Origin of the sequence: Slackia sp. CM382 (assembly GCF_000293015.1) — a bacterium.
In the GTDB taxonomy this organism is placed as follows: domain Bacteria; phylum Actinomycetota; class Coriobacteriia; order Coriobacteriales; family Eggerthellaceae; genus Slackia; species Slackia exigua.
This window is the reverse complement of the sequence record NZ_ALNO01000016.1, coordinates 110,448-122,731: the sequence shown is the minus strand read 5'-3', so window position 1 is coordinate 122,731 and position 12,284 is coordinate 110,448. Positions and strand designations below refer to the sequence as shown.

At 65.0% G+C, this 12,284-nt stretch carries 13 protein-coding genes; all 13 read right to left on the bottom strand.

Annotated elements, in window-relative coordinates:
- Position 1: 1 nt before the first annotated feature.
- Positions 2–640 (bottom strand): hypothetical protein, encoded by a 639-nt coding sequence (locus tag HMPREF1155_RS05830; RefSeq protein ID WP_039993486.1) that lies wholly within the window; start codon positions 638–640, stop codon positions 2–4.
- A gap of 257 nt (positions 641–897) precedes the next feature.
- The gene (locus HMPREF1155_RS05825; RefSeq protein WP_009078381.1) at positions 898–1,821 is read right to left on the bottom strand and encodes a tyrosine recombinase; all 924 of its coding nucleotides are present in this window, start codon (positions 1,819–1,821) and stop codon (positions 898–900) included.
- Positions 1,818–3,158, bottom strand: coding sequence for a methylenetetrahydrofolate--tRNA-(uracil(54)-C(5))-methyltransferase (FADH(2)-oxidizing) TrmFO (gene trmFO, locus HMPREF1155_RS05820; RefSeq protein WP_009078281.1), 1,341 nt, complete (start codon positions 3,156–3,158; stop codon positions 1,818–1,820). Before trmFO ends, HMPREF1155_RS05825 begins: the two co-directional genes overlap by 4 nt.
- 44 nt (positions 3,159–3,202) lie before the next feature.
- Positions 3,203–4,138: a DNA-processing protein DprA gene (gene dprA, locus HMPREF1155_RS05815; protein WP_009078588.1), complete on the bottom strand. Its 936-nt coding sequence runs from the start codon at positions 4,136–4,138 to the stop codon at positions 3,203–3,205.
- Positions 4,135–5,634 carry a YifB family Mg chelatase-like AAA ATPase gene (locus tag HMPREF1155_RS05810; RefSeq protein WP_009078471.1) on the bottom strand — a complete coding sequence of 500 codons (1,500 nt, stop codon included), beginning with the start codon at positions 5,632–5,634 and terminating at the stop codon, positions 4,135–4,137. Before HMPREF1155_RS05810 ends, dprA begins: the two co-directional genes overlap by 4 nt.
- Positions 5,628–6,035 carry a YraN family protein gene (locus HMPREF1155_RS05805; RefSeq protein ID WP_009078339.1) on the bottom strand — a complete coding sequence of 136 codons (408 nt, stop codon included), beginning with the start codon at positions 6,033–6,035 and terminating at the stop codon, positions 5,628–5,630. The genes HMPREF1155_RS05810 and HMPREF1155_RS05805 overlap by 7 nt, the downstream gene beginning before the upstream one ends.
- 174 nt (positions 6,036–6,209) lie before the next feature.
- Positions 6,210–6,989 (bottom strand): ribonuclease HII, encoded by a 780-nt coding sequence (locus HMPREF1155_RS05800; protein WP_009078241.1) that lies wholly within the window; start codon positions 6,987–6,989, stop codon positions 6,210–6,212.
- A gap of 74 nt (positions 6,990–7,063) precedes the next feature.
- Positions 7,064–7,411, bottom strand: coding sequence for a 50S ribosomal protein L19 (rplS, locus tag HMPREF1155_RS05795; RefSeq protein WP_006361514.1), 348 nt, complete (start codon positions 7,409–7,411; stop codon positions 7,064–7,066).
- A 263-nt stretch (positions 7,412–7,674) separates the two neighbouring features.
- Positions 7,675–8,232, bottom strand: a complete 558-nt coding sequence (gene ybeY / locus HMPREF1155_RS05790) for an rRNA maturation RNase YbeY (protein WP_009078693.1) — start codon at positions 8,230–8,232, stop codon at positions 7,675–7,677.
- Between the two features lies 1 nt (position 8,233).
- Positions 8,234–8,692 (bottom strand): diacylglycerol kinase family protein, encoded by a 459-nt coding sequence (locus HMPREF1155_RS05785; protein ID WP_009078608.1) that lies wholly within the window; start codon positions 8,690–8,692, stop codon positions 8,234–8,236.
- 50 nt (positions 8,693–8,742) lie between these two features.
- Positions 8,743–10,014 (bottom strand): tRNA (N(6)-L-threonylcarbamoyladenosine(37)-C(2))-methylthiotransferase MtaB, encoded by a 1,272-nt coding sequence (gene mtaB / locus HMPREF1155_RS05780; RefSeq protein ID WP_009078493.1) that lies wholly within the window; start codon positions 10,012–10,014, stop codon positions 8,743–8,745.
- Positions 10,001–11,125, bottom strand: a complete 1,125-nt coding sequence (dnaJ, locus tag HMPREF1155_RS05775) for a molecular chaperone DnaJ (RefSeq protein ID WP_009078439.1) — start codon at positions 11,123–11,125, stop codon at positions 10,001–10,003. The genes mtaB and dnaJ overlap by 14 nt, the downstream gene beginning before the upstream one ends.
- 15 nt (positions 11,126–11,140) lie before the next feature.
- Entirely contained in the window at positions 11,141–12,139 is a 999-nt protein-coding gene (gene hrcA / locus HMPREF1155_RS05770; protein ID WP_009078218.1) for a heat-inducible transcriptional repressor HrcA, read from the bottom strand.
- Positions 12,140–12,284: the final 145 nt, after the last annotated feature.

Sequence of the window (12,284 nt, the reverse complement as noted above, 5' to 3'; positions counted from 1 at the left end):
CCTACAGGCCTTCCTCGAGCGTCCATGCGATTCGGCGATACGCCCTTCGATCGAGGATATGCTGCAAAACCCCGAGCTGAACCCTCGCATCGCGAGTCTGGAAAGATGGGAGGCCCTTCCCTGCCCGCATTGCGCGGCCCCCTTCGGAATCGCCGACAGGAAACCGCACGCTCGCGGATTTCGACGCGGCTGCGGCGTCCCGGATATCCTCATCGTGCACGTCTTTTCGCACGGACCAGGCGATAAGGCTTGCGAAGAAACGCAGGCGCAGATCGAAGTCGTCTTCGGGCGAGAACGCGACGGGTGCCGATAGAACCTGGTTCCACGAGGAACGTTCGCGCATGCCTTCGTCGTTATCGAGCGTCTGAGGAAGGCCGAGCCTGAAAAGCCTCGACCGCGCGACGGCAAGGGTTTCCGAGGTTTCGACCCCTGAACCGAGCCAGAGGATTCGACGGGCAAGAACCGCATGCCGCACAGGGACGAGCGCGAACGAGCGCTCGAGGAACAGCGTGTCTTCATTTCCCGATGCCGCAAGGCGAGGAACCGCGACGAACGACATCGCATCCGGAGGCGCGGGAATCGTATCGGCGCTTCGATCGATGAAAGAACGAAGGCGGGCCTCCTCCCTGCCTCTACGCATCCCCATTTCCAACCGCCGGCCCGACGAGCGTCGGACGGCCGCGGCGGAAGCGGACACGAGATCTTCGCGGCGAATGACGCGAAGATGGTCGATGACGCGAGGCGAAGCGTGAAACGGCGGGCGACTTGTTGCATTCGACATGATGGGGATGCCTCCTTCTGAATGCGGCTGTCCCCAGAAGGTTAGGCGATGCCAGCCAATACGAACGTTTGTTCGTATTGTAGCAAAGAAGCGGGCATGCGGCTAGAGGAAGAATGTCAGCCCCGGGGATGCGCCGCGTGATGGACGCTTCGCAGGCGCTCGGAAGAGACATGCGTGTAGATCTGCGTCGTCGACAGGCTCGCATGCCCGAGCATTTCCTGGACGCTCCTGAGGTCGGCTCCCCCGTCGAGCAGGTCGGTCGCGAACGTGTGCCTCATGTCATGGGGCGTGTATGTTCCGTCGACGCCGGCCGAGGCAAGCGTGCGCTTGAACATCTTGCGCAGCGCGTCGGTCGACATCGCGCGCCCCCGCGACGACACGAAGAAGCACGGGCACGATCCGCCGCCCAGAAGCTGCGGACGCGCGTGCTCCGCATAGGTCCTCATAGACGATACCGCGAGGTCATGCAGGGGAACGATGCGCTCTTTAGACCCCTTCCCCATGACGCGAACCTGGCGGGAAGAAAAGTCGACGTCGCTCGCCAGCAGACCGGACGCCTCAGAAATACGGGCGCCCGATGCATACAGGAATTCAAGGATCGCCTGGTTCCGCATGCCTTCAGGTTCGGACGACGAATGATGCACATTCAGAATCCGTGCCATGTCGGACGCGGGTATGAAACGGGGAAGCCCCTTCGACAGCTTGGGTCCGCTCACAACGCCCACGGGATCGCCCGAAACGCGCCCGGTCACATTGAGCCAGCGAAAGAAGCCGCGCAGAGAAGACAGCCTCCGATTGATGGTCCGACGCGCGTAGCCCGCCTGGTTCTGTTCGCCGAGATACGATCTGATCTGACGATACGTCACGTCGAGGGGAACGATGCCGTGCCGTGCCGCCCAGCGTCCGAAGTCCAGCAGATCATTGCGGTATCCACGAACCGTATGCACGGAATCCCCGCGCACGGACGCACATTCGACGCAGTATGAATCGAGCGCATCGAGATAGGCTTCGTCGATCCGAACGGCCGCGTCGGGGCTCATAGCAGACCGGCCGCCTTCAGCTCCACGACGTAGGATTCGAACGCCGCAGCCCCGCGGGCGGCATAGGCGGCATAGCGCAGACGCTTGTTCCCGACCCTCTCCGGCAACGGCGGCATGATGCCGAAATTCACATGCATCGGCTGATAATCGATCGTGGACGGATCGGTCGCGTAGCGCAGGAGCGCGCCGAACGACGACGCGGAAGGGATCGAGGGCATCGCGCGCCCCTCGATGAGGGCGAAGACGGAAAGCGCGACATGGACGCCCGACATGATGGCTTCGCAATACCCCTCCGTCCCAGCAAGCTGACCTGCGATGAACGTAGGCGAAGGCAGGCCGCGCATGAGCCGCAGATTGCGATCGAGCAGTCCGGGCGCCGACACGAAGGTGTTGCGATGCATGACGCCGAAACGCGAGAACTCCGCATGCTCCAAGCCCGGGATCATGCAAAAGACGCGCCGCTGCTCGGAAAACGTCAGGTTGGTCTGGAATCCGACGAGGTTGTAGGCGCTCTTCTCCGCGTTCTCCGCGCGCAGCTGCACGGCGGCCCACGGCCTCCTGCCCGTTGCAGGATCGGCGAGGCCTACCGGCTTCAACGGTCCGAAGCGGGGAGCGTCAACGCCCTTGCGCGCGATCTCTTCGATAGGCTGGCAGGCCTGGAACAGATCCTTCGTCTCGAATTCCTTCATGATGACGCGCTGCGCAGACACGAGCGCGTCGATGAACGCCTCGTAGGAATCGCGCGAGAACGGCGCGTTCAGGTAGTCGCCGGGCACGTCCTTCTCGTAGCGCGACTGACGGAAGAGGATGGATTCGTCGAGCGAGTCGGCGGCCACGATAGGCGCGGCGGCATCGAAGAACGCAAGGTTGTCGGCGCCTGCGATGCCCGAGATCCATTGCGCAAGGGCATCGGAGGTCAGCGGGCCGGACGCGATGATGACGGCATCGGGTGCGCGTTCGTAGTCGGGTTCGCGCACCTCCCCGACGATGCGCTCGATGTTCGGATGGGCGTCGACGTGCTGCGTCGCGCGGCGGGAGAACGCCTCCCGATCGACCGCAAGAGCGCCTCCGGCATCGACCTTCGAGGCGAGCGCACACGCATAGAGCCGGCTTCCCAGCAGCGAAAGCTCGTGTTTCAGCATGCCTGCCGCGCTTTCGGGCTTCATGCTCTTGAACGAATTCGAGCATACGAGCTCGGCGCACCCGGCTCCCGTGTGCACAGGAGTGCCTACCGCAGGGCGCATCTCGAAGAGCCGAACGCGCACGCCTCTGTCGGCAAGCTGGAGCGCCGCTTCGGTTCCCGCAAGGCCGGCGCCTATGATGTCTACCGTCTTCATGCGGCCGAGGATACCATACGGTCGCCGCCCGTCCGTCCGTGCCCTCACCTCGCGCCGAAACGACCATCGGGATAACGTTCGATGAGCCCCATCGTCTCAAGACGGCCCATGCGCGCCATGGATTCCGCAAGCGAGGATCCCGTCTGGGAAGGAAGCGCCATCACCTCGTCGAGACGCAGCGGATTCGCGACGATCTCGTCGAGCAGGAGCCCTTCCGCGAAAGAAAGCTGCGCGCGGGCGCCGAGATCGTCTACGGTTTCGCCCTGAGCTTCAAGGCTCGAAGAAGCGCCGCATGCTTCGGGAAACACGCGCGAGAGGACGTCGCCGAAGGATTCCTCGTCGACGACAGGCATCGCTCCCTGCGACAGAAGACGGTTCGATCCCTTGGACGATGGCGAGAAGATGGAACCGGGAACGACCAGAACCTCGCGTCCGACCGCAAGGGCTTCATCCGCAGTCGAGAACGTTCCGCTCGGAAGCCCCGCCTCGACGATGAGCGTCGCACGCGACAATCCCGCGATCAGCCGATTGCGCGCCCGAAAGGCATGGGGCACGGGAGGATAGTCCCAAGGATGCTCGGAGGCGAGCGCCCCTCCCTCATCGACTATCCTCTGGAACAGCGGCACGTTATCGGCCGGATACGGCCGGGCGATTCCGCCGCCGAGAAATGCCACGGTCGTTCCTCCCGCATCGAGGCAGGCCGCATGGCCGCACGAATCGCATCCGCGCGCGCCGCCCGACACCACAGGCACTCCCCTCTTCGCCGCCATGCCTGCGAAAAGCGATGCCGCACGTCTCCCGTAGGCCGTTGCCCTGCGCGCGCCGACCACGGCGAGGCCTTCGGAGAGCGCCGCAGGATCCCCCATCACGTACAGGACGCCCGGAGGATTGCGCACGTTGCGCAAGGCCTCGGGATAGTCTTCGGAATCCAGGGAGATCTCGAACCGAGGGCCGCGCACGCCATCGTGCGGCGCGCTCATCGGCCGGCCTCCTTCCTGACTCGGTATCCCATGGCCTCGAACACATGGTCTGAGGACACGTCGTCCGATTCGCCCAGATCGGCGATCGTCCGTGCGACCGAAAGCATCCGCAGGATCGATCTGCCCGACATGAGGTTCATCCGCGCAGCCGCCTCGACCGTCTTTTCGCATTCCTCGTCAAGGCGGCAGGCGGAAAGCGCCTCTTGGATGCTTCGAGGGCGCGGCGCGTCTCCGAAGACCCGTGCGCGGCGCGCGGCGAACGCGCGGGCGGCACGCACGCCTTCCCTCAGCTCGGCAGATGAAACTCCCGGTCCTTCGCGAGAAAGGATTCTCTTCGGGTCGACGCGCCAGACATCGACATGCATGTCTATACGGTCGAGCAACGGTCCCCCGATACGCGACTGGTATGCGAGGACGGCGCCCTGCGAGCACGTGCACGGATGCTCGGGATCCCCGTAATAGCCGCATGGGCAAGGGTTCGACGCGGCGATGAGGCTGAACGATGCGGGAAGCCTGCAGCCGCCCGACGCGCGCACGAGCGTCACCGCACCGCTTTCGAGCGGCTGCCTGAGCGCTTGAAGCACGGCGGGCTTGAACTCGGATATCTCGTCCAAAAACAGAACCCCTTCGTGAGCGAGGGATATCTCTCCAGGCCGTATGGGTCTTCCTCCGCCGATGAGACCCGCCGTCGTCGCGCTATGGTGAGGACGGCGGAAGGGCCGCCTGCCGGACAGGATCGCGTCGACCGGCTCGCCCGCCGCGGAATGCACGCATGCGGCGCCCGTCATCTCATCCTGCGAAAGCGGAGGAAGGATGGATGCGAAGGCGCGGGCGAGCATCGTCTTTCCCGACCCTGGAGGCCCCATGAGCAGAACGCCGTGCCCGCCGGCGGCGGCGATCTGAAGAGCTCGCTTCGCCGCTTCCTGCCCTCGGATGGAAGCGAAATCGACCTCGTCTTCGATGCTTCCTCCTCCTTTGCACGAAAGAACGTCCAGGTTGGATAAGCGAAGCCTGCCGAGAGACGCGATACCCTCCTGGATCACGCCGTCGAGCGCAACGCCGTCCGGAGCGTCGGAGGAGACGACGAGGCGCAGACCCGCGTCGCGCGCGGCGAGCGCGAAGGGAAGCGTGCCTCGCACCGGACGCACTCTCCCGTCCAAAGAAAGCTCCCCGACCATGAGGGCGCCGTCGATGAGCGTGCGAGGGATCTGCTTCGAAGCCGCAAGCAGCGCGCACGCTATCGGAAGGTCGAATCCCGCCCCGTTCTTCCGAAGCGATGCCGGAGCGAGGTTCACGACGATCTTCTCGGCAGGCATGGAAAACCCGCATGCCTTGACGGCGGAGCGAACGCGCTCCATCGATTCGCGCACGGCGGCATCGGGCATGCCGACGACCGACGTGCCCGGAAGCCCGTTCGTAATGGAGACCTCAACCGACACCGCGACCGCTTCGACTCCGACGATGAAGGCGGAAGAAACGGCGCAGCGGTTCAACATAGGGACCCCTCGCCGAAAGCATTGACGTAATGCCTGACGAGCGCTCGACCCTTCCCCGTGACCAGAAGGCTCATCACGTCGAAGCGGACATGGAAGGTATCGCCCACGTATTCATCGAGATAATAGGCTGCGATCTTCTCGTATCGCGCCCGCTTCTTGGGGGTGACGGCTTCCGACGGCATGCCGCGCTTCACTCCCGAACGCGTCTTCACCTCGATGAAGACCAAGCAAGGACCGTCGAGCGCGATGATGTCGGCCTCGCCCGCGGGACACGTCCAGTTCCGCTCGAGGATTTCGTATCCCTTATGGATGAGAAGCGCGCACGCCGCCTGCTCTCCCCTGCGCCCGAGCTCCTTCGGGCCCGCCTTGAGCGAGCCTTCCTTGATGCGTTCTTCAGACATGCCGTGCCCTTCCTCTCCTCGCGAATGGAAGGGCAGGCTATCAGGACCGCCTTGCGAAGCCTCTGCGGAAACGCAGGCGGCCCGCTTGCAGGAGTTTAACCGGCGCGCGGTCGAATCCATCGGGCGCCATGCCCGCTTGTCCCGGGAACCTGCCGAAAACCTTGCGCTCGAACGCTATCCGAACAACGAGTCCTGCGTCCATGCACGGCAGAACGACGCGCGATGCAAAGGCGTCAGACCATGCTTCTTGATGGCTTCGATGTGCTGCGCCGAACCGTATCCCTTGTTCTCCTCGAAGCCGTACGCCGGATACGCGGCGGCCTGCGATCGCATATAGGCGTCGCGTTCGACCTTCGCGATGATGGATGCGCATGAGACGGCCGCGCACCGCGCATCGCCTTTCACGACGTTCACCTCGCGATCGTCGATATGGAGCGGGTTGCCGTCGAGCAGGATCACGTCGATGCGCACCCCTGCGCATTCGATGGCCGCGACCGCACGCGAGAACGCCGCCCTGAGGCAGGCGGATATGCCGAGCTCGTCGATATCGTGCGGACCGATGAATTCGACGTCCCATGCGACGGCGGTGGCGCGGATGACGGCGGAAAGCTCCTCGCGCGCGGAAGGCGTGAGCTTCTTCGAGTCATCGATGCCTTCGATGCGGGGCTCGTCGGGAAGGACGACGGCGCCGACGGCGAGCGGACCCGCCAGAGGACCTCTGCCGACCTCGTCGAGCCCGACGGCGACGCCTCCGTGCGCAAGCTCGCGCTGGAAATCGTAGAGGGAGCGGATGCGCGCCTCTTCGGCAGCCTCGCCGGCTATCCTGCGACGGGCGACCTCTAGAGCCTGGCGAACCCCTTTGCGCTCGTCGGCGGCAAGCGCACGGACGAGCGCATCGAACTGCCGCGCATCGGCGGCCTGCAATGCGCTGCGTATCTCTGCGACCGTCTGCATGCAGGCCCTCCCGTCTCGTCCCCTATGAAAAAGACCGCCGAAGCGGTCTTAAGAAAAGCAGCTCTATGCGAATCCTAGTGGAACGCCTTCTCCTTGACCTTGGCGGCCTTGCCGACCTTGTTGCGGAGGTAGTACAGCTTAGCGCGGCGAACGGCGCCTTGGCGCGTGACTTCGATCTTGTCGATCTTGGGGGAATGCACCGGGAAGGTGCGCTCGACGCCCACGCTGAAGCTGATCTTGCGGACCGTGAAGGTCTCGCGGTTGGACGCTCCGGCGCGGCGGATGACGGTGCCCTGGAAGACCTGGATGCGTTCGCGGTTGCCCTCGGTGATGCGATAATGGACCTTGACCGTATCGCCCACATTGAACGGGGTGACGTCTTGGTTGATCTGCTGCTGTTCAAGTGCGCGGATGATATCCATGTTCAAATCCTTCTATATTTCGCTGCGATACGCATACGGTGTGCCTGAAGGCGCGATTTGGCAGTATACAACACAAGACGATGCAGGCGCAAGGGATTTCCTCCCGTATGGAGCCGGTATGTATGCACCGTCGCATACGCGGCCCTCGGCGATCGCCGAAGCGACAGGCAGGCGCATCGGCACCCGCGACCGCGGGCGGGGCGCCCCGCCCGCCGATCGGCCGGTCCATACCGCGATTCGAACCCGCGGCCCTACGGTTCGGTCTACCGAATCCCCGGCATGCCGAAACCGGCGAGCAGTTCCCGTTCACGCGCCTCCATCTCTTCCGCCTCCTCGTCGCTGTGCACATGGTCCCAGCCGCACAGATGCAGCAAACCATGCACGAGCAGGACGCAAAGCTCCTCTTGAGGCGTGGTGCCGAACCGTTCGGTCTGCGCGCGGGCGACATCCGTCGCGATGATGACGTCGCCGAGCAGGAACGTCTCTTCGTCCGGCATGCCCGATCCCTCGAAGACGTCGCCCTCGTCGAACGCATCGTCCATGCCGTCGCACTCGAACGACAGGACGTCGGTCGGGCGATCGATGCCGCGGAACTCCGCATTCAAACGCTGGATCTCGTCGTCGGAGACGAAGGCGATGCTCGCCTCGGTGCGCTCGGGCAGGCCTTCCCGGCTGAGGACGTAGGCCGCAAGACCCTCGACGTCCACGGTTGAAACGAGGTCGGCGCCGTGCCGCACATCGACGATGATGTTCATGGATACCTTCTCTCTATCCGAAAGCAGCCGCGCCGCGTCGAAGGCGCCGGCGCGGACGGACGGCATGCTACCCGACGAGCCTGGCCAAAGCCGTTCCGAACACGATGAGCCCCACGACGACCGACATGCACGCGGCGATGAGGGCGGCGCCCGCCGCGCAGTCCTTGGCCGCCTTCGCGAGGGGATGGATTTCGGGCGAAGCAAGATCGACGGCGGCTTCGAGCGCCGTGTTCATGGTTTCGAACGAGAGCACGACGCCGATGCACACGACGATGGCGGCCCACCCCTGCGCATCGACGCGCAGAAGCGCGGCTGCAACGAGCGCGCATACCGCGACGGCGACGTCGATGCGGAAGTTGCGCTCGCGCGATGCCGCACGGACCCCCTGCGCCGCATGGTAGAACGAGCGCGCAAGGGAGTTTCCCGCCTTAAGCGATGCGCCGGTCGCCCCGGCAGCATCGGCGTCGCTGCGCGGCCGCTGCATCGGATGCGAAGACCCGTCGGATGCGGCCTTGTCCTCGATCATGGCGTACGCTCCTTCCCTCATGCGCGGGCGTTCGGCGCCCTATGCCGATGCTACATCAAGACCTCGACCAAATCCCCCGCATTCGCGCCTTCAGGCGCCGGCACGCCGTAATAGCTTTCCGTCGTCGCGCGCGCGTGGGACTCGACCAGCGCGAGCTCCACGGTCCCTGCGCGCGAGGCCCGATCCTGAGCGCGCAGCTCGGCGCCCAGCGCCTCGAGCATGTGCGCGCGCTCGATCTTGACTGCCGACGGCACCTGGTCTCCGCGTGCGGCAGCCGGCGTGCCGCGTCGCGGGGAGTATCTGAACACATGCAGCTTCGAGAATCCGCACGTGCGCACAACATCGCAGGTCGACGCGAAATCCGCATCGGTTTCCCCGGGAAACCCCACGATGACGTCGGTGGAAAGCGCGATACCGGGAATCCGCGCGCGCAGGCGGTCGACGAGGCCCGCGAAGCGCTGCGCCGAATACGGCCGCGCCATCTGGCGAAGGATCCGCGTCGACCCCGACTGGAGCGGAAGGTGGAGATGGCGGCACACGCGGCCGCCCGACGTCGCCATCACCTCGATCAGCGCGTCATCCACGCTCTGAGGTTCGATGGACGAGATGCGCAGACGCGTTTCGGGCGCGCATGAGAGCAGGCGCTCGGCGAGCGTTGCGAGCCCCGCATCGCCGCATCGGTACCGACCGAGGTTGATGCCTGAAAGCACGATCTCGCGCACGCCCGCCGCCCCGAGCGCCGAGACCTCGCGCTCGACGGCCGCGGCGTCGCGGGAACGGGACCTCCCGCGCGCGACATGCACGATGCAGAACGTGCAGGCGTTGTCGCAGCCATCCTGGATCTTGACGGGAACGCGCGTCGAAAACGATCCTCCGACGCGCGCCGCCGCGGCATCGGAAAGCGCGAAGGACCGGTCGGCTTTCGCGGCGCATGAAGCGGGCTCGCGATCGCCTTGCGCGCCATGCGCGCCGATGCCTGTGAGATAGTCATGCAGGGAAAGCCTCGGCACGACATCGACGCGTTCGCCCATGGCTTCGTACGTTGCCGGATCGATCGCGGATGCGCACCCGGTCACGACGACGCGGGCGTCGTCGGATGCCCGTAGGGCATGGCGCACGGCCTTGCGGGTCTTTTTCTCGGCCTCGCCCGTCACCGTGCAGGTGTTCACGACGATGAGATCGGCCGAAGACGGATCGGCTTCGATGCCGCCCGAGCCAAGGAGCATGGACGCGACCTCGTCGCTTTCGACACGGTTGACCTTGCACCCCAGGTTGACGATCGAAAAGCGCAGGCCAGCCTCGAACGCGTCAGTTGAATGCATCGCGCAGCTTCTGCAGCGGCGTACGCGGGGCGGCGACGTCTTCGCCGAACTCCTGGGCCACCGACTCGAGCATCTCGCGCTGTTTGCGCGTCACCTTCTTGGGAATGGTGACCGAAACGTGCGCATACAGATCGCCGCGCATATCGCTGTTCAGGCGCGGCATGCCGGCGCTCTTCACGCGGATGACCTGATCGTTCTGGCATCCTTCGGGAATGCGGACCTTGACCTTCTCGCCTTCGAAGATGCCCGATATCTCGACATCGGCCCCGAGTATGGCCTGGATGAAGCTTGCGTTGATGCGCGCATGCAGGTTGTCGCCGTCGCGCTCGAAGAACTCGTGCGGCTGGATGCGGCAGGTCACGATAAGGTCGCCCGCCGCAGCGCCGCGGATGCCGGCCTCGCCGAACCCGCTCACACGCAGCTGCTGCCCTTCGCGGATCCCCGCAGGAACCTCGACGCTCACGTGCTGGCGGTCGGGCACGCGTCCCTGGCCGCCGCATTCCTCGCAGGGATTGTCGATGATGCGGCCCGTGCCGCCGCAGCGTCCGCAGGTCGTTTCCGTGCGCATGTCGCCGAGGAAGGTGCGCTGGACCGTGGTCACGCGCCCGCGGCCGTGGCAGTCGGGGCAGTCGACCTCGTGCGAACCCTCGGGACGGCCCGTGCCGCCGCAGGCATCGCAGGGCGCAAGGCGGTCGTAGACGATCTCCTTCTTGACGCCCGTCGCGACCTCCTCGAGCGTCAGGCGCAGGCCGACGCCCATGTCGCGTCCCTCGCGGCGCGTCGTCGTGCGTCCTCCCGCAGCGCCTCCGAAAAAGGTCGAGAAGATATCGCCCATGCCGAAGCCGCCGAACATGTCGTCGAAATCGACCGTGCCATAACCGCCCGTGCCCGAAGCGCCCGGAATGGTGCCGAAGCGGTCGTACTGGGCGCGCTTCTGCGCGTCGGATAACACGTCGTATGCCTCGTTCAGCTCTTTGAACTGCTCTTCCGCATTGGGTGCCTTGTTGACGTCGGGATGCAGCGTGCGCGCCTTGCGACGAAACGCCTTCTTGATCTCGTCGTCGGTGGCCCCCTTGGAGACACCGAGCACCTCGTACAGGTCTTTTGCCATGTCAGGCATACCTTTCTACAGATCTTGCAGGGCGCGCTTCGCGGAGCGAACGGCCTTGATCACATTCGAATAATTCATGCGCGTCGGCCCGATGACGGCGACGATGCCCTGCGAGGGGCCCGACCCGTACGGCGCGGCGACGACCGAGACGCCCGAGAACGCTTCGTCCCCGTTTTCCGACCCGATCGAAACGCTCACGTCATCGAGCGCGTCGGAACGGTCGAACAGCCTCATGAGGACGGTGTCGTCCTCGAGCACCTGGAGAAGCGGCAGGGCGAAGCTCGTCCGGCTGAACTCGGGCTTGCGCAAAAGGGACGACAGCCCCAGGCTATGCAGGCGCGCGGAATCCTCTTGATGGAGGCAGACGACGATCTCGTCGAGGATCGTCCGGCCGAGCGCCTCCGAAAGCACGCCCGACCCCGTCGGGGCCGATGCCTTCATATCGACGACCGACCGCCCCGCAATGGCGGCGTTGATGGCGTTCTGCACGGCGGCAAGGTCGCCCGCGTCCACGTCGGAAGCGAAATCGACCGAACGGTTGAAGACCTGCCCGTCGTCGGTCACCACGACGACGAGCGCGCAGCGGGCCGACATCGACACGAGCGACACCTGCTTGACGCGGGCACCGATCACGGACGGCGCGAGCACGACGGACAGCGAATCGGTCAGATGAGACAAAGCCTCGGACACTTTGTCCATAAGGCCGTCGGCCTCGGCGGCCGCATGCCGAAGCTCGTCGAAGACAGGCAAAAGCGCCTCTTCGCCGTATTCGCGCTTGAGAAGGTCGTCCACGAGGGCGCGATAGCCGATGTCGGTCGGGATCCGCCCGGAAGAGGTGTGGGGGGAGCGGAGATACCCCTCGCCTTCGAGGACCGAAAGCTCGTTTCTGACCGTTGCAGGAGAAACCCCCAGCTCGTAGCGGTCGACAAGCGTGCGCGAGCCGACGGGCTGGGCATACGCGACGTATTCCTCTATCAGGGCTTCGAGAACCCTCTGCCTTCTGCTCGACAGCATGCCTGCACCCCCCTTGCTCCGTACGGCGTCCGATGATACATCCGCGCATGGCGCCGATGCCGGCCCATGCGTGCATGGGTGATTCTAGCAGCCGAATGCCGTAAGTGCTAAAGAGAGCATCAAAAGTTACGGTTCCGACACCGAT

Excerpts from the sequence above, each read along its gene's own strand:
- ybeY (WP_009078693.1), bottom strand. The coding sequence starts at position 8,232 with ATGCCGTCCGTCCGCGCCGGCGCCTTCGACGCGGCGCGGCTGCTTTCG.
- HMPREF1155_RS05825 (WP_009078381.1), bottom strand. The coding sequence starts at position 1,821 with ATGAGCCCCGACGCGGCCGTTCGGATCGACGAAGCCTATCTCGATGCG.
- HMPREF1155_RS05830 (WP_039993486.1), bottom strand. The coding sequence starts at position 640 with ATGCGTAGAGGCAGGGAGGAGGCCCGCCTTCGTTCTTTCATCGATCGA.
- rplS (WP_006361514.1), bottom strand. The coding sequence starts at position 7,411 with ATGGATATCATCCGCGCACTTGAACAGCAGCAGATCAACCAAGACGTC.
- HMPREF1155_RS05785 (WP_009078608.1), bottom strand. The coding sequence starts at position 8,692 with ATGATCGAGGACAAGGCCGCATCCGACGGGTCTTCGCATCCGATGCAG.
- trmFO (WP_009078281.1), bottom strand. The coding sequence starts at position 3,158 with ATGAAGACGGTAGACATCATAGGCGCCGGCCTTGCGGGAACCGAAGCG.
- HMPREF1155_RS05805 (WP_009078339.1), bottom strand. The coding sequence starts at position 6,035 with ATGTCTGAAGAACGCATCAAGGAAGGCTCGCTCAAGGCGGGCCCGAAG.
- dnaJ (WP_009078439.1), bottom strand. The coding sequence starts at position 11,125 with ATGGCAAAAGACCTGTACGAGGTGCTCGGTGTCTCCAAGGGGGCCACC.
- HMPREF1155_RS05800 (WP_009078241.1), bottom strand. The coding sequence starts at position 6,989 with ATGCAGACGGTCGCAGAGATACGCAGCGCATTGCAGGCCGCCGATGCG.
- HMPREF1155_RS05810 (WP_009078471.1), bottom strand. The coding sequence starts at position 5,634 with ATGTTGAACCGCTGCGCCGTTTCTTCCGCCTTCATCGTCGGAGTCGAA.
- dprA (WP_009078588.1), bottom strand. The coding sequence starts at position 4,138 with ATGAGCGCGCCGCACGATGGCGTGCGCGGCCCTCGGTTCGAGATCTCC.
- mtaB (WP_009078493.1), bottom strand. The coding sequence starts at position 10,014 with ATGCATTCAACTGACGCGTTCGAGGCTGGCCTGCGCTTTTCGATCGTC.
- hrcA (WP_009078218.1), bottom strand. The coding sequence starts at position 12,139 with ATGCTGTCGAGCAGAAGGCAGAGGGTTCTCGAAGCCCTGATAGAGGAA.